This is a genomic window from Catenulispora sp. GP43 (assembly GCF_041260665.1).
Lineage (GTDB): Bacteria > Actinomycetota > Actinomycetes > Streptomycetales > Catenulisporaceae > Catenulispora.
Genome location: NZ_JBGCCT010000016.1, coordinates 194,569 through 214,336 on the forward strand (window position 1 = coordinate 194,569; position 19,768 = coordinate 214,336).

Consider the following 19,768-nt stretch of genomic DNA (forward strand, 5'->3'; position numbering starts at 1 on the left):
GATGAACCCACGTTTGGCCGTGACCGACCACGTGTTCCCCGTCCCCCTCGACCACGACGAGCCCGACGGCGCCACGATCGACGTTTTCGCACGCGAGATCGTCGACCCGGTGCGCGCCGCGGAAGCCGGGAGTCTGCCCTGGCTGGTCTTCCTGCAAGGTGGTCCCGGCGGCAAGGCACCCCGGCCCAGCGGCCACTACCCGGGCTGGCTCGCGCGGGCGCTGCGGACCCATCGCGTGCTGCTGTTCGACCAGCGCGGCACCGGCCGCTCCACCCCGGTGAACCCGGGCTTCGCGAGCCGGTTCGCCTCCGGCAAGGACCTCGCGCGGTATCTGGCGCTGCACCGCGCGGACGCGATCGTCCGCGACGCCGAGCTGGTCAGGAAGCGGCTGTGCGGGGACGAGCCCTGGGAGACGTTGGGCCAGAGCTACGGCGGTTTCATCACCCTGACCTACCTCTCGCTCGCCCCGGAGGGGCTGCGCGCCTGCCACATCACCGGCGGCCTGTCGGGGCTGGAGGCCACCGCCGATGACGTCTACCGCATTACCTATCCGCTGGTGGAGGCCAAGAACCGCGAATACTACGCGCGCTATCCGGCCGACGCCGAACTGGTCCGCAGGATCGCCGACGCCGCCGGCACCGGTCGCGTCCTGCTGCCGGACGGGACCCGGCTGACCGCGCGCCGGCTGCGCAACCTGGGGCTGGCGTTCGGGATGAGTGACGGTTTCGAGCGCGTGCACTGGATCCTGGACGAGGCCTTCGACGGCTCCGGCGAGCTGACCGACACCTTCGCGCTCCAGGTCATGCAGCACACCGGCTACGTCGACAACCCCTTGTTCACCATCATGCAGGAGCCGTGCTTCGCCCAGGGCCCGGTGCCGACCGCGTGGGCGGCGCAGCGGATCATGGCCGAGCATCCGCGGTTCGCCGAGGACGCCGATCCGCTGCTGTTCACCGGCGAGATGATCTATCCCTGGATGTTCGAGGAGATCAAGGCCCTGCGACCCTTCGCCGCGGCCGCCGAGATCCTGGCCGACTGGACCGACTGGCCGGCGCTCTACGACCCGGAACGCCTGGCCGCCAACCAGGTCCCGCTGGCTGCGGCCGTCTACCACGACGACATGTACGTCCCGGCGGAGCTGTCGCTGCGCACGCTGAACCAGGTGGGCGCGGCCCGTGCCTGGGTGACCAACGAATTCGAGCACGACGGTGTGAACGCATCGGGGGACGTCGTGCTGTCCCGGCTGATGGACATGAACGCAGGACGGTGCTGATCCATGAGAAAGACAGTGAATAAGACGGTGAATAAGACAGTCGTCATAGTGACCGCCGCGGCGGCCGTGGCGGCGGTGTGCGCCGTACCGGCGTCCGCGGCGCCGTCGGCGGGCCCGGAATCGGCGCTCGAGGCGGCCGTCGCGCACGACACCGGGCAAGGAGCGCTGAACTGGGCCTCGTGCGACGATCCGACGACGCCCGCGCTCCAGTGCGCGATGCTGGAGGTCCCCGTGGACTACAGCAAGCCGCACGGGCAGAAGATCAAGATCAAGGTGGACCGGCTGCCGGCCACCGCGCCCAAAGCCAAGCAGCAGGGGCCTATTCTGCTCAACCCCGGCGGCCCCGGCGACAGCGGCCTGTGGATGCCGGCCTACATCGCCGGCCAGATGCCGGCTGACGTGGCGTCCGAATACGACTGGATCGGCTTCGACCCGCGCGGTACCAACGCCAGCGATCCGCACGTGACGTGCGATGCGCACTACTTCGACGGGGAACGTCCGGACTACCAGGTCTCGCAGGGGACGTCCCAGGCGTGGCTGGAGAAGGACGCGAAGTACGCGGCCGACTGCGCGGCGAACTGGAGCTGGCTGCTGCCGCACATGACGACCGTGGACAACGCGCGGGATCTGGACAGCATCCGGCGGGCGCTGGGGGTTTCGAAGATCTCCTTCTACGGGGGATCGTGGGGTACCTCGCTCGGCTCCACCTACGGACAGCTGTTCCCCTCGCGCGTCCGGCGCATGGTCCTGGACAGCATCGTCGGGCCCACGATCACGTGGTACGACCACAATATCCTGCAGGACAAGGAGCATCAGCAGCGCTTCGAGGCTTTCGCCGAGTGGACGGCCAAGGCCGACAGCGTCTATCACCTCGGCACAACGCCCGACGCCGTCATCAAGAACTACAACGCGGTCGAGCAGGACCTGCGGACCAACCCTGTCGACGCCTCGCCGGCGCCGGGGAAGATCGGTCCAGCCGAGTTCGAGGACACCTTCTACGGAGGCGGCTACAACTTCCTGCGCTGGCCCCGGATGGCGACGGTCCTGTCGGGCTATCTGGTCAAGCACGACACCCGGCCGCTGAACATCGCGTACAACCGCTATGCGGCGCCGGGTGCGGACGACGGCACGTTCCCGGCTTACAACGCGGTGCAGTGCACTGAGAACGCGTGGCCGCGGGACTGGCAGTTCTGGCAGAAGGACCAGGCCGCGGTGAACGCGGTCGCGCCGTTCTACACGTACAACAACATGTGGTACAACGCGGCCTGCATGTTCTGGCCGTACCAGGGCGACACCGCCGGCCGGCTGCCGATCACCGGCAAGGGGCTGCCGCCGGTGCTGCTGTTCCAGGCCACCGAGGATCCGGCGACGCCGTACGCCGGTGCCGTGGCGATGCACGAGGCGCTGCCGAGTTCGAAGCTGGTCGTGCAGAACGGGGGCAGCTTCCACGAGATCCTGTTCCATGGCGACTCTTGTCTGGACGACACGTTCGTCGCGTACCTGAGGGACGGGACGATGCCGTCCGGCAAGGGCTTCGTCGCCAAGACCTGTGCGCCCGAGGCGGATCCGACGCCGTCGTACATCGATCCGACGCCGGCTGCGGCTGCGGCGAAGAGCGCGCCGACCGCGCCGGATGCTCCGCGGAATCCGGCCAATGATCCGGAAGCCGTTGTGGGACGGCTCTGAGCATCCGATCGTTTCTATAACAGTTCTCCAGCCGCGCGATAACAACCGACCGAATTCACTAGGGGGACTTATGGGGCGGCTGGAGATCCGGCATCTGCGTGCCTTGTGCGCAATAGCCGATACCGGGAGCCTGCGCCGTGCGGCGGTATCGCAGGGGTATTCACAGCCGGCGATGACCACGCAGCTTCAGCGGATCGAGCAGTACTTCGGGGAGCCCCTGTTCGAGCGCAGCACCGCCGGGGTGGAGCCCACACCGTTCGGCGCGGAGGTCGTGGCCCAGGCCCGGGAGGTCGTGGCCCGCGTGGAGGCCATGGGGCCGCGCGGCACGCGCCCGGCGGCGGGGGCCGGCAGAGTGCTGACACTCGCGGTGACCAACACGCCGATGCTGCCGGGGCTGCTGGCCCGGTTCCGCGGCGCGGCGCCGGACCACGCGGTGACGGTGACGAGCGTCTACTCCTCCGCGCAGATCGTCGGCATGCTCGAGGACGGCGACGTGGACGTGGCGCTCGCCGTCGACTACCCCGGACAGGAACTGCGGCACTCGCCCGCGGTGGCGCACCGGGGGATCGTCACCGAGCCGAGCTTCGTCGCGATGTCGGCGGGCCACCCCCTCGCGCATCGGATGGAGGTCGACCTCACGGAGCTGGCGGACGGCGCATGGTTCGTGACACCCGACGACGGCGCGGGCTGGCCCGGAGTGTTCTACACGGCCTGCCAGGTCGCGGGCTTCCAACCGGCGACCGTCCACGAGTTCCTCGGCGACCGCGGCCAACTCCAGTCGATGATCGCCGACGGCCTCGGCGTGGGCGTGGTGCAGGCGACCTTCGCCGCCACCGAGGACGTGGTGGTCAAACCGCTGACGGGCACACCCCTGTGGTGCCGCTACTTGCTGGCCTGGCGAGTCGGCGCGGTGTGCGACGAGCTCGTGGACGCGCTGTACCGGTCGGCGGTCGCGGCCTACCGCGAACTGACCGCGTCTGCGCCGCATTTGCGGGACTGGGCGGCGCGGACGTACAACACGCTGCCGAAGTAGGTGATGGTTGGCTTGCGGCGGCGGTGTTGGGCGGGTCGGAAGCGCCCGATGTTATCACCGCACTGCTATTTCTCTATCGCCGCGAATATTGTCAGCGCCCTCGGCCGGATGAGAGCTTTCTTCCACGCCGCCCGACAGTGGCGATGAATCACATTCCACGCCCGGTCCCGCATTAGACCGGGCTTCTCCCGCCGCGCGATTCCTGCCCACGGAGCCACCGCATGACCAGCTCAAGGATGGACGGTCCCGAGATGGACATCACCGTCTCGGCCGAGCCCGCAGCCGCCTTCCCCGACCACCGTGCGGCGACCGTCGCGGTGCCGCGTACGCCTGCCGCGTTGGCGTGGCGGCGCTTCCGGGCCGACCGGACCGGGGTGGTGGCCGGGGTGGTGGTCGGGCTGTTCTTCGTCGTCGCGTTGGCCGCTCCGCTGATCAGTGCCGTCTATGGTAAGGACCCTTACACAACCTACGGGCAGAACGAGCCCGGGCTGCTCGACGACTACGGCTACCCGACCGGTGCGCTGGGGGGCGTCAGCGGGCGGTTCTGGTTGGGGCTGGAGCCGGGGCTGGGGCGGGATGTGTTCACCCAGCTGCTGTACGGGATCAGGACCTCGTTGCTGATCGCGTTGGCGGTGGTGCTGATCATCACCGTGCTGGGGACCGCCGTGGGATTGGTCGCCGGGTACGGGGGCGGGTGGCTCGACTTCGGGATCAGCCGGGTGGTGGACATCGCGCTGTCGTTCCCGTCGACGCTGTTCATCATCGCGTTCGTGCCGGTGGTGCAGTCGCTGTTCGTCTCGGCCGATCAGCAGACGCCGACCTGGATGCGGGTCGTGACGCTGGTGGTGGTGCTGTCGGCGTTCGGGTGGGCGCCGGTGGCGCGGTTGTTGCGGGGGCAGGTCATCTCGCTGCGGACGCGGGAGTTCGTCGAGGCGGCGCGGATCGGCGGGGCCTCGCCGGCGCGGATCATCGTCAGGGAGCTGCTTCCCAACCTCTGGACACCGATCCTGGTGTCGGCCTCGTTGTCGGTGCCCGCCTATGTCACGGCCGAGGCCGCGCTGTCGTTCCTCGGCGCGGGGATCGACGAGCCGACGCCGGACTGGGGGCGCATGATCCACCGCGGGGCCGAGGTGTACCTGTCCGACATCACCTACATGCTCGTCCCGGGCGTGGCGATCCTGATCTTCGTCGTCGCGTTCAACCTGCTCGGGGACTCGGTGCGCGACGCCTTGGCGCCCTCCGACCGCTGAGCGGGCTCTGCGAATCCATTGGCTGGCAAATCTTGAAGGGGATACCTGTGTCCATATCCAGAAACCGGTCGCGGTCTTTGCTCGCGCTCGTGGTGCTCGGCACTTTGACGGTCGGCACCGCGTGCTCGACGTCCAGCAAGAAGGGCGGTTCCGCGGCGCCGGCGGCACAGGCCGTGGCCAAACAGTCGGTGGCGATCGGGACGGCGGCCGACTCCACGGGCCCCGATCCGGCGGTGCCGGGGGCCAAGTCCGGGGGCACCGTCACGGTGCTCCAGGTCTCGGACTTCAGCCACCTCGACCCGGCGCGGGTCTGGTCATCGACCAACCAGACGGCTGACTTGTTGTTGACCCGGCAGCTGACCAGTTATCAGCAGGTCGGGAGCACCACGAAGCTGGTCGGTGACCTGGCCACCGATACCGGCTCCAGTCCCGATGGCAAGACGTGGACCTATCATTTGAAGGCCGGTCTCAAGTACGAGGACGGCAGCCCGATCACCGCCCAGGACCTCAAATACGGCATCGAGCGCACCTTCCAGAAGGAGCTGTCCGGAGGCCCGCAGTACCTCCAGATGTGGCTGACCGGCAAGGACGACTACTCCAGCGTCTACTCCGGCCCGTGGGGCGGCCAGGACCTGTCCTCGATCCAGACGCCCGACGCGCAGACCATCGTCTTCCACCTGGCCTCGGTGCACGAGGACTTCCCGTTCGCGCTGGCCATGCAGTCGTACAGCCCGGTCCCGAAGGACAAGGACACCAAGGCGGCCTTCGACCAGCACCCGTTCTCGTCGGGGCCCTACAAGATCGTCAGCCATGACGTCGACAAGGGCATGGTGCTCGCGCGCAACACCTACTGGGACGCGACCACCGATCCGGTGCGGCACGCCTATCCCGACCAGTGGCAGTTCGAGTTCGGGGCGCAAGAGGTCGACATCAACCAGCGCCTCATGGCTGCCAACGGCCCGGACCGCACCGCGATGACCTTCAAGGTCTCGATCGGGGCTGATCTGGCCAGTCAGGTGAACAGCGATCCCAGCCTCAAGGCGCGGCTGGTCAACCAGGTCACGCCGTTCTCAGAGTTCTTCAACATCAACACGCGCCGGATCACCGACGTCAAGGTCCGCCAGGCGCTGCTGGAAGCCTTCCCGCGCCAGCAGGTGCGGCAGCTGTTCGGCGGTCCCATCTACGGCGACTACACGAACACGATCCTGTCGCCGGTGACCAACGGCTACCAGGACTACAACCTCTACAACGCCCCCGCCACCGGCGACCCGGACAAGGCCAAGGCGCTGCTGGCGCAGAGCTCGAATCCGCACCCGACGATCGTGTTCGCGTACTCCGAGGACCCCACCTGGCAGCAGGCGGCGGTCGCGGTGTCGCAGGCGCTCGACAAGGCCGGCTTCAACGTCGTCACCAAGGCGATCAGCGCCAAGAACTACTACGACGAGACCCAGAAGGTCGACAACCAGTTCGACGTGTACTGGGGCGGCTGGGGTCCGGACTGGCCCAGCGCCTCCTCGGTGATCCCCCCGCTGTTCGACGGGCGTCAGATCACCGACGGCGGCGGCAACAACTCGCTGTTCGACGACACCGGCGTGGACACCGAGATCGACCGGATCCAGGGCCTGACCGACCTGGGCCGGCAGAACACGGCGTGGGGCGCGCTGGACCAGAAGATCATGCAGTCGGTGCCGGTGATCCCGTGGGTCGACGTCCGCCAGGTCTCGCTGTACGGCCCCGGGCTCGGGGGCGTGCACACCGGGTTCATCGGGACTTGTTACCCGCTCGATGTCTACGTGAAGTAGCCCGTTCGATCCCTGGAGCAGACCTTGTTCGGATTCATTCTCCGGCGGGGACTGGGAGCGGTGCTGATCCTGTTCGCCATCAGCGCGGTCACCTTCTTCCTGTTCTTCGCCCTGCCCTCGGACCCCGCCCGGCTGTCCTGCGGCAAGACCTGTACGCCGCAGACCCTGGCCGTGATCCGCCACAACCTCGGCGTGGACCAACCGCTGTTCGAGCAGTACTGGCAGTTCCTGCACGGCATCCTCGCCGGCCGGCACTACGGCTCGACCTGGTGTGCGGCGCCGTGCCTGGGCTACTCGTTCGTGAACCACGAGGCGGTGACGTCCACGCTCGCCGACCGCTTCCCGGCGACGCTGTCGCTGGCCGTCGGCGCCTCGGTGCTGATTCTGACGGTCGGCGTCGGGCTGGGTGTCATCGCGGCGCTGCGCCGGGGCCAGGCCCTGGACAAGCGGCTCACCGCGATCGCCCTCGTCGGGTCCTCGATGCAGGTCTACTTCGTGGGCATCGTGGCGCGGTACCTGCTGGTGGACCAGTTCGCCGTGCTGCCGCAGCCGGGCTACAACCCGATCACCGCGGACCCCGGCAAGTGGTTCGGCGGGATGCTTCTGCCCTGGGCCACGCTGGCCGTGGTCAGTGCGGCGACTTATGTGCGGTTCACGCGCTCCTCGATGATCGAGGCCGAGTCGCAGGAGTACGTCCGGACCGCTCGCGCGCAAGGCCTTCCACCGCGCGTGGTCCACCTGCGCTATGCCTGGCGCGGCGCGATGACGCTGGTGCTCACCCAGTTCGGCCTGGACCTCGGGCTGTTCCTCGGCAGCGCCGTGATCACCGAGACCACGTTCAACATCCACGGCATCGCGCAGCTGGCCGTCACCTCGGTGACCGACCTGGACCTGCCGATGATCACCGGGACCGTGCTGGTCGCGGCGGCGTTCATCGTCCTGTGCAACGTCGCGGTCGACCTCTGCTACGCGTTCATCGATCCCCGAGTGAGGCTCTGATGGGTATCGCGCACCACCTTCTCGCGGAGTCCGAGCATCCGCTGCTCGAGGTCGAGGACCTCGGCATCCGCTTCCGCACCGAGGGCGGGACCGTCCAGGCCGTCAATGGCCTGAGTTTCCAGGTGCGGCGCGGACGGACGCTCGCTGTGGTGGGGGAGTCCGGATCCGGCAAGAGCGCCACCGGACTGGCGTTGCTGGGCCTGCACGACCGGCGCCGTACCGAGGTCCGCGGCCGGATCGGGTTCGACGGGGTCGACCTCGCGGGCCTGGACGAGCGCGCGATGGCGTCCTATCGCGGCTCCCGGATCGCGATGGTGTTCCAGGACGCGCTGACCGCGCTGTCGCCGTACCACACGGTGGGGTATCAGCTCACTGACGGCTACCGGCGCCGGACCGGCGCGAGCCGGCGGCAGGCCCGGATCCGGGCGGTGGACATGCTCGCCCGCGTCGGCATCCCGGACCCCGGCCGCCGGGTCGAGGAGTACCCGCACGAGTTCTCCGGGGGCATGCGGCAGCGCGTCATGATCGCCATGGCGCTGATGGGGGAGCCGGAGCTGGTGATCGCCGACGAGCCCACCACGGCGCTCGACGTCACCGTGCAGGCGCAGATCCTGGAGCTGCTGGCCGATCTGCAGGCCGAGTCGCGGCTGGCGATCCTGCTGATCACCCACGATCTCGGGGTCGTGGCCGGAGTGGCGCACGACGTGATGGTGATGTACGCGGGCCGGTGTGTCGAACACGGCCCGGCAGCGCAGGTGTTGTCGGCGCCTGAACACCCTTATACGTCGGGTCTGCTGCGCTCCGTCCCGACGCTGTCCGGCGACCCCGACGCCGAACTCGTCCCGATCGCCGGGAGCCCGCCGAATCTGCTCGACCCGCCGAGCGGATGCGCCTTCCACCCCCGGTGCGAGCAGCGGGACCGGGTCGCCGGCGACCGCTGCGCGACCGTCGTCCCGCTGCTCGGGCCCGGCTCGGCCGACGGCCGGTCCCGGGCCTGCCACCTCGCCCTGGAACAGACCCCTGAATCGACCACTGAACGGACCACTGAACGGACCATGCTCTGATGGCCATCGCCCCCGATGCCCCGCTGCTCGACGTCGCCGGCCTGGCCAAACACTTCCCGGTCCGGCGCGGGCTCCTGATCCCGCGCCACGCCGGCGCCGTGAAGGCCGTGGACGGGGTGTCCTTCGCCGTGGCCCGCGGCCAGACCCTCGGCCTGGTCGGCGAATCCGGCTGCGGCAAGTCCACCACCGGCCGCCTCATCACCCGGCTGCTGGAGCCGACCGCCGGCGCAGTCCGCTATGCGGGCCAGGACATCACCCACGCCGACCGCCGCGAGCTGGCACCGCTGCGCGGCAAGATCCAGATGGTGTTCCAGGACCCTTATGCGTCTTTGAACCCGCGCCACACGGTCGGCGACATCATCGCCGCGCCCTTGGAGTCGCTGCGCATCGGCTCCAAGATCAGCCGGCGGACCCGGGTCGCCGAACTCCTGGAGACCGTGGGCCTGGACCCGGCGCACGTGCACCGCTACCCGCACGAGTTCTCCGGAGGCCAGCGCCAGCGGATCGGCGTGGCCCGTGCTTTGGCCACGGAGCCGGAGCTGATCGTCGCCGACGAGCCGGTGTCAGCCCTCGACGTCTCCATCCAGGCGCAGGTCGTCAACCTCCTGCGACGCCTGCAGCGCGATCTGGGCATCGCGTTCGTCTTCATCGCCCACGACCTGGCGGTGGTCCGCCAGGTCAGCCAGCGTGTCGCGGTGATGTACCTGGGCCGGATCGTGGAGGTCGCCGATCGCGACACCCTCTACAGCGGATCGCAGCACCCGTACACCCAGGCGCTGCTGTCGGCCGTCCCGGAGATGGACGGCGGCGCAGCGCCCGGGCACGAACGGATCAGGCTGGTCGGCGACGTGCCCAGCCCGTTGAACCCGCCTTCGGGCTGCCCGTTCCGGACCCGGTGCCCGAAGGCGGCGGAAGTCTGCGCCACGGAGGCGCCGCCGCTGGTTCAGGTCACCGGGTCGGCGGCCGGGCACGAGGCGGCGTGCCACTTCCCGGCGGCGCTTCCGGTCGCGGCCGGATGAACGGCTGACAGGGAGCGGCCTGCTAAACCTGCGCCCTGATCTCCGCCGCCACGCGCTCCCCAGAGCGCACCGCCGCATCGAGCGTCATGTTGTCCACGTCGGTGTGCTCGCCGGCGAAGTGCACGCGGCCCTCCTGCACCGCCTCGTAGCCGGCGATCGACGTGTACTGACCCACCTCGTAGTAGTGGTACGCGCCGAGGTGCCACGGGTCCAGGCTCCAGTGGTCCTCGTACGCCAAGCCGTTGTACGCCGCGGTGGTGCCGGGGAAGACGTGCTCGATCTGGTTCAGGAACCAGTTCACGTCGGCCGCGGGGGCCGGTCCGTGGGCGGCGCCGGTCAGCGTGTTCTGGGCGACGTTTCCGCCGGGGAAGTTCACCAGCAGCGCCGGGGCGCCGTTGGCGCCGAGGTTCACCGAACCGTCCCAGGCGGTCTGGTAGCCGGCCGGGCCGGTGTTGCTGACGCCGTTGCCGCCGGCGGCCGGCCAGGTCTTGGCGGTCAGCTGGAGGACGAGTTTGGCGTTCTGGCCCATGCCCTGCTGCTGGATCGCCGTGTTCTTCAGCGTGGACAGGCCTGCTCGGCTGTAGTCGACGTTCCGCAGTGTCCGGAACGGGAGGGCGAGCACCACGTGGTCGGCGGTCGCGGTCACCGTGCTGCCGGCCGCGTCGAAGGTCAGGCTGTAGCTGCCGTCAGAGTTCTGGCACACGGCGACCAACTGGTGTCCCTGCCGTACCGTTCCCGCCGGAAGCCGGCCGAGCATGCCGGTGACCAACTGGTCGTTGCCGCCGGCCAGGTGGTACTTCTCGTCGAAGCCCGCCGAGTTGTCGAAGGTCTTCGACGAGCCCAGGAACCCGATCAGCCCGATCGCCGACGCCGCCGCCGGCTCGCCCCCGGACTGGAGCTGGAGCGTCTCGATGAGCTGCGTCAGCGGTCCGCCCGAGGACAGGCCGATCGAGGCCAGGTAGTCCAGGCACGACATCTGGTCCAGGCGCCGGGCCTCGGCGGTGAAGGAGTTGTAGCGCGGGGTCCCCATCGCCTTGTAGGAGGCGTTGAAAGCCGTGTAGGCCTCGGCGACCCAGTCGTGCTGCTGTTGTTTGCCGGGGTAGGACGCGCCGTTGATCCAGGCGCTGTAGCCGCCGGAGTCCAGAGCGCCTCCGTCGGCGTATTCGGTGGACAGGCCGAGTGCGGCGGCCAGATTCAGCACCGCGGTGTCGGTGGAGCTGATGAACGACCCGCCGTGCTCGCCGACCTGGCCGCCGGAGAAGAAGCCGCGCAGCGACCAGCAACGTCCGCCGACGTGCGAGGTGTCGGCCTCGTAGACCGTGGAGGCGATGCCGTCCTGGGTCCAAAGACTGTGCGCGCACCGCAGTCCGGCCAGTCCGGCGCCGACGATCACCACCCGGGGCGCCGTCGCGGCGTCGGCGCGCGGCGTGCGGGTCAGCGCCGTGGCCGCCGCGACGCCGGCAGCCCCGGTCAGCAGCGTGCGGCGCGACACTTCGCGGGAAGCCCAGTAGTGCTCCGCCCGGCCGGAGGCCGCGGCGCGGGCCTGGCCCTGAGCCCGGGTTTGGGCTTGGGCTTGGGCGCGGCGCACCTGCTCGGCGCGCGCTCCCACCAGTTCCTCGACCGGTATCCCGGTCCGGCGTGATTCCCGTTCGGCGGCGAAGGCCTGACGGATGGCGCTGGGTATTCCACTTCCGGTTCTCAGGGTCGGCACAGTCATGGGGACTCCCGGGTCGAAGCTCAGTGGAGGCGATGACCCAGGAGTGAACAGCGTCACAACGCTGATGTCAACGTTGTTGCGCCGCTTCGTCGCCGGCGGCTTCGGCCGCGCGCCGCTCGATCTTGTCCAGCAGGGCCTCGATCCGGGCGGTGTAGATCTCCTCGTGAGTGACCCCGGCGAGCTCCTCGACCAGCCCGGCGATGTGCGGGAAGCGCTGGCGGTCGGCCAGCCGGTACTCGCGGTTCCACGCCGTCTCGTCGCCCTCGCGCTCGGTCGGCGCGAACATCTGCAGCGCCGCGTGCTGGCCGACGTAGGCCAGCACCGAGTCGCCGAACATGCGGTAGTGCACGGCGGCGTCGGTTCCGGTCAGGCCGGCCTCGTGGACCGCGCCGAGGATCAGCTCGACGACCCGGAACTCGTTGGCCCGGCGCGTCGTGCGCGAGGCCATCAGCGAGCTGACGACCGGGTACTTCATGCCGACCCGCAGCGACTCGGCGGCCAGCGTGCGCAGCCGCTCGCGCCAGGGCAGGCCGTGCGGGACGCCGTCCAGGGTCTCGCCCAGGGTGCGGTCGGCGACCGACAGCAGCAGTTCGTCCTTGTCGCGGAAGTGGCGGTAGATCGCGGTGGGGTCGCAGCCCAGTTCCTGCCCGAGCCGGCGCACCGTGAACGCGTCGTCGCCGCCGCGCGCCGCGATGCGGAGTGAGGCCTCGATGATCGCCTCGGGGGAGAGTTGGCTGCCGGAGCGCTTGCTGGCCCCGGTCCGCGCCGATGAATGAGTGGCCATGGTGCCGGCCAGTATAACGAGACGGACACGGCTCAGCGCAACACTGTTGACAACAGTGTTGCCGCTGCGCTTCGATCCTCGGTCAAGCGGCATCGGCCGCAGGTGGAGGGGGCGAGGATGCACAACGCAGGGAACGCCGCGGGTCCGGGTTCGCAGGCGGCCGGTACCACCGCGAAGGCCGAGACGGTCTTCGTCGGCGGCCGGGCCTTCGTCCAGGGGGCCTCGCGTCCGGCGGCGGTGGCCGTGGCCGCCGGGCGGATCGCGGCGGTGGCCGCCGAAGCCGATGTCCGGGCCCTGATCGGTCCGGCCACCGAGGTCGTCGACCTGGCCGGCGGCCTGCTGGTCCCCGGCTTCGTCGACGCGCACAACCACGCCGCCTTCGCCGGCCTGCAGCTCATGCGCTGCGATCTGTCAGGCCAGGACGAGGTCGAGCAGTACCTGAAGACCATCGCCGACTACGCCGCCGACCACCCCGACGCGCCCTGGATCCTCGGCGGCGGCTGGTCGATGGACAGCTTCCCCGGGGGCATCCCGACCCGGCACCAGCTGGACGCGATCGTCCCGGACCGCCCCGTCTACCTGACCGTCCGCGACGGCCACGGCGCCTGGGCCAACACCCGCGCGCTGGAGTCGGCCGGCCTGACCCGGCACACCCCGGACCCGGCCGACGGCCGCATCGAGCGCGAGCCCGACGGCACCCCGATCGGCATGCTCCAGGAAGGCGCCATGGACCTGGTGCCGGTCCCGGTCGCCACGCACGCCGACGCCGTCGCCGGCCTGCTGGCCGCGCAGCGCCACCTGTTCGCGCTCGGCATCACCGGCTGGCAGGACGCGATGATCGGCGACCACCCCGGCAACCCCGACAACTACGACGTCTACCGGGACGCGGCCCGCAGCGGTGGGCTCAAGGCGCGCGTCGTCGGTGCGCTGTGGTGGGATCGCGAACGGGGGCTGGAGCAGATCCCTGACATCCTCGCCCGGCGTGCCGAAAGCACCGTGGGCCGCTTCACCGCCACCACCGTGAAGCTGATGCTCGACGGCATCGCCGAGAACTTCACCGCGGCGATGCTCGAGCCGTACCTGGACCGCTGCGGGTGCGCCACCGCCAACCGGGGCCTGAGCTTCATCGACCCGGACGTGTTGCGCGAGGCGGTGCGGCGCCTGGACGCCGCCGGCTTCCAGTGCCACTTCCACGCCCTCGGCGACCGCGCGGTACGCCAGGCGCTGGACGTGCTGGAGGCGGCGCGGGCCGCGAACGGCCCGAACGACAACCGGCACCACCTGGCTCACGTCCAGGTCGTCCACCCCGACGACGTCCCCCGCTTCGCCGCCCTCGGCGCCGCGGCGAACATCCAGGCGCTGTGGGCCGCGCACGAGCGGCAGATGGACGAACTCACCATCCCCTTCCTCGGAACCGAGCGCTCGGCGCAGCAGTACCCGTTCGGCGATCTGGCCCGGGCCGGAGCCCGGCTGGTGGCCGGCAGCGACTGGAACGTCAGCAGCCCCGATCCGCTGCTGGGGATGCACGTGGCCGTGAACCGGTCGCGGATCGGCGAGGAATCAGAACCCTTCTATCCCGAGCAGGCGCTCACCCTGACGCAGGCGCTCACCGCCTACACCGAGGGCAGCGCCTGGATCAACCATCTGGACGGCGAGACGGGGACCATCGCCGCCGGCAAGCTCGCGGACCTCGCGGTGCTGGACCGGGATCCGTTCGGGCAGCCGGGCGACCGGATCGGCGCCACCCGGGTGCGGCGCACCTACGTCGGGGGCGAACTCGTCTTCGCCGCCGACGCCTGAACCGCGCCCTTTCGACCACGGAACTCCGACAGCGCAGAACCCTGACCTACTTCTCTGAGGAGACAGCTGTGACTGTGACCATCCGAAGCCGCCGCACGGCCATGGCCGCGGCGACGGCGCTGCTGCTGGCCGGCAGCGCGGCGTGCAGCGGCAAGGCCGGATCCGGCGGGTCGGGGTCTTCGGCGAACGGATCCGATCCCGCCGCCGGCAAGACCTCCTACACGCTCACCGCCGACACCGGCACCCCGAAGGGCGACCTGGACTCCTTCACCTGGTCGATCTTCGCCGAGCCGCCGTCGCTGGACTACACGCAGGCCTTCGACTATCCGCCGAACCAGGTGCTGGCCAACGTCTGCGAGAGCCTGCTGCGCTGGAACCCGGACCTGACGACCTCGCCGGGGCTGGCCACCGACTGGAAGAACCCTGATCCGAAGACCTGGGTCTTCGACATCCGGCCCGGTGTGAAGTTCCACGACGGCACCACGCTGACCGCCGACGACGTCGTGGCCTCCCTGAGCCGCAACATGGATCCGAACGTGGCCAGCGTCTGGGCGAACCAGTACCGGAACGTCGACAAGATCGAGAAGACCGGGCCGCTCCAGGTGACCATGCATTTGAAGAGCCCTGACTCGACCTTTCTGGAGTACATGGCGGCCAGTCCCGGCACGGTGGAGTCGGCCGCGACGCTGAGTGCCGACGGCAAGGACTACGGCGGCCCGGCCAAGGGCGTGAACTGCACCGGCCCCTTCGCGTTCCAGTCCTGGCAGCCCGGCCAGTCCATCGTCCTCAAGCGTTTCGACGACTACTGGGACCCGAGCCTGAAGGCGCACAGCAAGCAGGTGAAGTTCACCTTCATCGGCGACCCGACCGCGCGCGTGAACGCCTTCCAGACCGGTGAGGTGGACGGCGGATGGATGGTGCCTCCGGGCTCGTACGCGCAGCTGGCGCCGAACGTCTACTTCGGCAAGTCCACGACCGTCGCCGACGAGGTGGTCTCGAATCTGAGCGGACCGCTCGGCGATCCGCGCGTGCGGCAGGCGCTGCTGATGGCCACCGACCGCAAGGGCATCATCAACGCCGGCGACGGCGGGGTCGGCGAGATCGCCGACTCGCTGGTCACCCCGGACAACTGGAACAACGCGCCGGACGCGCAGAAGAAGGCCGGGACCACCGGCCTGCCGGCCTATCCCTACGACAAGGCCAAGGCCAAGGCCCTGGCCCAGCAGGCCGGAGTGCACGGGCAGCAGGTGGTGATCGCCACCAGCCCGCTCGACACCCAGACCACGATCATCACCCAGGCGATCGCACAGGCCTGCACCGACATCGGCCTGACCCCGAAGATCGACACGATCTCCGCCGACAAGTACACGGCCCTGTTCACCGATCCGGCCGCGCGCAAGGGCGTCGATCTGTTCCTGACCTTCTGGTACACCTCGGTCACCGACCCGCTGGACATGTACTCCTCGCTGGAGACCGGGGCCTACAGCAACTACGGGAGCTACTCGAACAAGGACTTCGACGCGGCGTTCGAGCAGGCTGTCGGCTCCTACGACCCGGCCACGCGCGCGCAGGCCACCCAGAAGGCGCAGCAGATCGCGCTGACCGACCTGCCGTGGCTGCCGCTGTACTTCGAGCCGGTGAGCGTGTACATGGGATCGAAGATCACCGGCCTGAAGCCGTCGATCGACTACCTGTACTACCCGTGGGCCGCAGAGATCGGCGCGAAGTGAAGCTGACGCACCTGGTCTGGCTGCGCAGGGTCGGCGCGATGGTGCTGACCCTGCTGGTCACCTCGTTCCTGGTCTTCTCCTCGCTGTACCTGGCGCCCGGCGACCCGGTGGCGTTCCTGGTGAAGGGCCGCTCGCCGAGTCCGGACCAGCTGGCCGCGATCCGGCACCAGTACGGCTTCGACAAGCCCTTCCTGCTGCGGTACTGGGACTGGCTCGGCGGGATGCTGCACGGCGACTTCGGCCAGTCCTACCAGCTGCACGCCTCCGTGGCCTCGGTGATCGGCGCGCGGCTGCCGTCCACGCTGCTGCTGGTCGCGCTGTCCACGGTGCTGATCGTGGTGTTCGGCGTGGGCCTGGGGATCCTCGGTGCGCTGCGCAAGGGCAAGGGCGTGGTGGTGCTGGTGACGGTCGGCGCGGCGGTGCCCTCGTTCACCGCCGCCATCGTTCTGCGCTCGGTGTTCGGAGTGCGCCTCGGGTGGTTCCCGACGGTCGGGACCGGATCAGGGTTCGGCGACGAGCTGCACCACATGGTCCTGCCGTCGGTCGCCCTGGCGATCACCTTCATGGCCCTGGTCACCCGGGTGACGCGGGCGGCGATGCTGGAGGAGCTCGGCCGCGAGCACGTCGAGGTGGTGACCAGCCGCGGGCTGCCGCGGGCGGCGGTGATCCGGCGGCACGTGCTGCGCAACGCGCTCGGCCCGGTGGTGACGGTGTCGGGGCTGCTGATCTCGGGCCTGCTGGTCTCCACGGCGATCGTGGAGTCGGCGTTCGGGATGAACGGTGTGGGGTCGCTGCTGGTGACCAGCGTCGACCACATGGACTTCCCGGTCGTGCAGGCGATCGTGCTGCTCGTGGTCGCGGCCTTCGTGGTGGTGAACACGGCGGTGGACCTGATGTATCCGCTGATCGATCCGAGAGTGCGGGCGGCGACATGAGTACGGTGACGGTTTCCCGGCCGCGGCCCCGCTTCGGGGGCTGGACGTCCCGGCTGGGACGGCTGACCTGGCCGGTGCGGATCTGCGCGGCGCTGCTGGTGCTGGTCGCCCTCGGCGCGGTGTTCGCCCCCTGGCTCGAGCCCTACGACCCGACCGACGGTGACCTGTCGAACATCCTGGCCGGGATGAGCGGCGGCCACTGGCTCGGCACGGATGCCGGCGGGCACGACACCTTCTCGCAGCTGCTGGCCGGCGGGCGCACCAGCCTGCTCGGCCCGCTGGGCGTCGTCGTGTTCTCCACCGTGTCCGGGACGCTGGTCGGTCTGTTCAGCGCCTGGCGCGGCGGCTGGGTGGACGCGCTGATCGGGCGGGTGCTGGACGTGCTGTTCGCGTTCCCCTCGCTGCTGCTGGCGATCCTCGCGGTGGCGTTGTTCGGCAAGGGGCTCGGGGCACCTGTGGTCGCGATGGCGATCGCCTACATGCCCTACACGGCGCGGCTCGTGCGCGGCCTGACAAGGCAGGAGAAGTCGCGTCCTTATATAGCGGCGTACCAGGTGCAGGGATACTCGCCGACCTCCATCGCGCTGCGACGGGTGCTGCCGGCGATCGGCCCGACGGTGCTGGCGCAGTCGACGGTGAACTTCGGTTACGCGCTGCTGGACCTGGCGGCGCTGTCGTTCCTGGGGCTCGGGGTACAGCCGCCGACCCCGGACTGGGGCGCGATGATCAACCAGAGCCAGGCCGCGGTGCTGGAGGGCCAGCCGCTGTCCGCGGTGCTGCCGGCGGTGCTCGTGGTCGTGGTGGTGGTCGCGGTGACCGTGGTCGGCGAGCACTTCGGCGACCGGCTGGCCGGACGGGAGGCGAAAGCGTGAACGCGTTGCTCGACATCGAGGGCCTGACGGTGACGATGGCCGGCTTCGCCCGGCCGATCCTGGACGGCGTCCGGCTGTCGGTGCACGACGGCGAGGCGGTGGCGCTGGTCGGCGAGTCCGGCTCCGGCAAGTCGGTGACGGCACGGTCGGCGCTGGGACTGTTCCCCGCTGGTGCCGCTGTATCAGGGTCCGTGGTCGTCGGCGACACCCAGATCGTCGGTGCGGGACCTGCGGATCTCAAGCTGGTGCGGACCTCGGAGGCCGCGATGATCTTCCAGGATCCGCGCGCCGGGGTCAACCCGGTGCGGCGGATCGGAGACTTCCTCACCGAACCACTGCGCCGGATCCGGAACACGAGCAAGGCGCAGGCCACCGCGCAGGCGCTGGACCTGCTCTCCGCGGTGGGGTTGCCGGACCCGCCGCGGCACCTGCGTCAGTTCCCGCACGAGTTGTCCGGCGGGATGCTGCAACGGGTGATGATCGCCTACGCGCTGACCGCCGATCCGCGCCTGCTGTTGTGCGACGAACCGACCACCGCCCTGGACGTCACGACGCAGGCCGAGATCATGGCGATCCTGGCCCGGCTGCGCCGCGAGCGCGGCCTCGGGATGCTGCTGATCACCCACGACCTGGACCTGGCGGCCGCGGTCTGCGACCGGGTCTACGTGATGTACGCGGGCCGGATCATGGAGTCCGCGCCGTCGGCCGTGCTCGCGGCGTCGCCGTCGCATCCCTACACCCGCGGCCTGCTCGGCTCGGCGCCGCCGCTGACCGGGCCGGCGACCCGGCTCGTGCCGATCCCCGGCGCCCCGCTCGGGCTGGCCGAGCCGGTCGGCGGATGCCCGTTCGCGGCGCGGTGCGCGTACGCCGAGGAAGGGCTCTGCGACACCACGACGCCGGTGCTGGAGCCGTACGGGGACACCTCGCACGTCGCCTGCCTGCGGGTCGCCGAGCTGCCGGAGACACCATCCGAAGAGGAGACACCATCCGAAGAAGGGACGCCGCGATGACCACGCCGCTGTTGGAAGTCACCGGCCTGCACAAGGCGTACGGTGCGAACGTCGCGGTCTCGGACCTGTCCTTCGTGCTCCCGCCCGGCGGCTCGGTCGGCCTGGTCGGCGAATCCGGCTCCGGCAAGACCACGACCGCCCGCATGCTGATCGGCCTGGAACGCCCGGACCGCGGACAGATCCTGGTCCAGGGCCGGCCCCTGGCCGCCGCCTCCAGGCGGGCCAGGGCCAAGGCGGTGCAGATCGTCTTCCAGGACCCTTATCTGTCGTTGGACCCACGCCTGACGATCCGGGCGGCGCTCGACGACGTCCTGCGCCTGCACGGCCACCGCGACCGTCCGTCCCGGGTGGGTGAACTCCTGGAGCAGGTGGGGCTCGGCGAGCGCGAAGCGGCGGCCCGGCCGGCGGCACTTTCCGGGGGTCAGCGTCAGCGCGCCGCGATCGCCCGGGCCCTGGCCGTGGAACCCGTCGTGCTGGTCCTGGACGAGGCCGTCTCCGCCCTCGACGTCTCGATCCAGGCCCAGGTGCTGAACCTGCTGGCCGACATCCGCCGGGAGACCGGCATCGGCATCGTGTTCGTCAGCCACGATCTGGCCGTCGTGCGCTATCTCTGCGACGAGGCGCTGGTGCTGCGGCGGGGCGTCGTGGTCGAACGGGGAACGGTTCAGACACTGCTGACGGCGCCCGCTGACCGGTATACGAAGCTGCTGATCTCCTCGGTCCCGCGCATGGGATGGAGTCCCGAGGCGATATCGAAGGAACGGCAGGCGATCCAGGGGCAGTAGGCGGCTGCG

Annotated in this window: 16 protein-coding genes; 14 read left to right on the plus strand and 2 right to left on the minus strand. The window is 69.9% G+C overall.

Annotation, left to right across the window (positions count from 1 at the left end):
- The first annotated feature begins 1 nt into the window (after position 1).
- From ABH926_RS29745 to ABH926_RS29780, 8 genes are all read left to right on the plus strand, one after another.
- Positions 2–1,273 (plus strand): alpha/beta fold hydrolase, encoded by a 1,272-nt coding sequence (locus tag ABH926_RS29745; protein WP_370369162.1) that lies wholly within the window; start codon positions 2–4, stop codon positions 1,271–1,273.
- Between the two features lie 3 nt (positions 1,274–1,276).
- Positions 1,277–2,959 carry an alpha/beta hydrolase gene (locus ABH926_RS29750; protein ID WP_370369163.1) on the plus strand — a complete coding sequence of 561 codons (1,683 nt, stop codon included), beginning with the start codon at positions 1,277–1,279 and terminating at the stop codon, positions 2,957–2,959.
- A gap of 70 nt (positions 2,960–3,029) precedes the next feature.
- Complete coding sequence (locus tag ABH926_RS29755; protein ID WP_370369164.1) at positions 3,030–3,992, plus strand: LysR family transcriptional regulator; 963 nt, start codon at positions 3,030–3,032, stop codon at positions 3,990–3,992.
- A gap of 221 nt (positions 3,993–4,213) precedes the next feature.
- Positions 4,214–5,242: an ABC transporter permease gene (locus ABH926_RS29760; protein WP_370369166.1), complete on the plus strand. Its 1,029-nt coding sequence runs from the start codon at positions 4,214–4,216 to the stop codon at positions 5,240–5,242.
- A 47-nt stretch (positions 5,243–5,289) separates the two neighbouring features.
- Positions 5,290–7,044, plus strand: a complete 1,755-nt coding sequence (locus ABH926_RS29765) for an ABC transporter substrate-binding protein (protein WP_370369167.1) — start codon at positions 5,290–5,292, stop codon at positions 7,042–7,044.
- Between the two features lie 24 nt (positions 7,045–7,068).
- Positions 7,069–8,043 carry an ABC transporter permease gene (locus ABH926_RS29770; RefSeq protein WP_370369168.1) on the plus strand — a complete coding sequence of 325 codons (975 nt, stop codon included), beginning with the start codon at positions 7,069–7,071 and terminating at the stop codon, positions 8,041–8,043.
- The gene (locus ABH926_RS29775) at positions 8,043–9,107 is read left to right on the plus strand and encodes an ABC transporter ATP-binding protein (RefSeq protein ID WP_370369169.1); all 1,065 of its coding nucleotides are present in this window, start codon (positions 8,043–8,045) and stop codon (positions 9,105–9,107) included. Before ABH926_RS29770 ends, ABH926_RS29775 begins: the two co-directional genes overlap by 1 nt.
- 5 nt (positions 9,108–9,112) lie before the next feature.
- Positions 9,113–10,126 (plus strand): ABC transporter ATP-binding protein, encoded by a 1,014-nt coding sequence (locus ABH926_RS29780; RefSeq protein WP_370369226.1) that lies wholly within the window; start codon positions 9,113–9,115, stop codon positions 10,124–10,126.
- A gap of 22 nt (positions 10,127–10,148) precedes the next feature.
- Here the strand turns inward: ABH926_RS29780 and ABH926_RS29785 are convergent, their stop codons facing one another.
- Together ABH926_RS29785 and ABH926_RS29790 are read right to left on the minus strand one after the other, a co-directional pair.
- Positions 10,149–11,843 carry a flavin monoamine oxidase family protein gene (locus tag ABH926_RS29785; RefSeq protein WP_370369170.1) on the minus strand — a complete coding sequence of 565 codons (1,695 nt, stop codon included), beginning with the start codon at positions 11,841–11,843 and terminating at the stop codon, positions 10,149–10,151.
- 67 nt (positions 11,844–11,910) lie between these two features.
- Positions 11,911–12,627 (minus strand): TetR/AcrR family transcriptional regulator, encoded by a 717-nt coding sequence (locus tag ABH926_RS29790; RefSeq protein ID WP_370369171.1) that lies wholly within the window; start codon positions 12,625–12,627, stop codon positions 11,911–11,913.
- 117 nt (positions 12,628–12,744) lie between these two features.
- Between ABH926_RS29790 and ABH926_RS29795 the strand changes: the two genes are divergently transcribed.
- The 6 genes from ABH926_RS29795 (at position 12,745) to ABH926_RS29820 (ending at position 19,759) form a co-directional block, all read left to right on the plus strand.
- Positions 12,745–14,427, plus strand: a complete 1,683-nt coding sequence (locus tag ABH926_RS29795) for an amidohydrolase (RefSeq protein ID WP_370369172.1) — start codon at positions 12,745–12,747, stop codon at positions 14,425–14,427.
- A 68-nt stretch (positions 14,428–14,495) separates the two neighbouring features.
- Positions 14,496–16,157 (plus strand): ABC transporter substrate-binding protein, encoded by a 1,662-nt coding sequence (locus ABH926_RS29800; RefSeq protein WP_370369173.1) that lies wholly within the window; start codon positions 14,496–14,498, stop codon positions 16,155–16,157.
- Positions 16,154–17,092: an ABC transporter permease gene (locus ABH926_RS29805; protein ID WP_370369174.1), complete on the plus strand. Its 939-nt coding sequence runs from the start codon at positions 16,154–16,156 to the stop codon at positions 17,090–17,092. Before ABH926_RS29800 ends, ABH926_RS29805 begins: the two co-directional genes overlap by 4 nt.
- Positions 17,089–17,964: an ABC transporter permease gene (locus ABH926_RS29810; RefSeq protein ID WP_370369175.1), complete on the plus strand. Its 876-nt coding sequence runs from the start codon at positions 17,089–17,091 to the stop codon at positions 17,962–17,964. Before ABH926_RS29805 ends, ABH926_RS29810 begins: the two co-directional genes overlap by 4 nt.
- Positions 17,961–18,974 carry an ABC transporter ATP-binding protein gene (locus ABH926_RS29815; protein ID WP_370369176.1) on the plus strand — a complete coding sequence of 338 codons (1,014 nt, stop codon included), beginning with the start codon at positions 17,961–17,963 and terminating at the stop codon, positions 18,972–18,974. Before ABH926_RS29810 ends, ABH926_RS29815 begins: the two co-directional genes overlap by 4 nt.
- Positions 18,971–19,759 (plus strand): ABC transporter ATP-binding protein, encoded by a 789-nt coding sequence (locus ABH926_RS29820; protein WP_370369177.1) that lies wholly within the window; start codon positions 18,971–18,973, stop codon positions 19,757–19,759. The genes ABH926_RS29815 and ABH926_RS29820 overlap by 4 nt, the downstream gene beginning before the upstream one ends.
- Positions 19,760–19,768 lie beyond the last annotated feature (9 nt).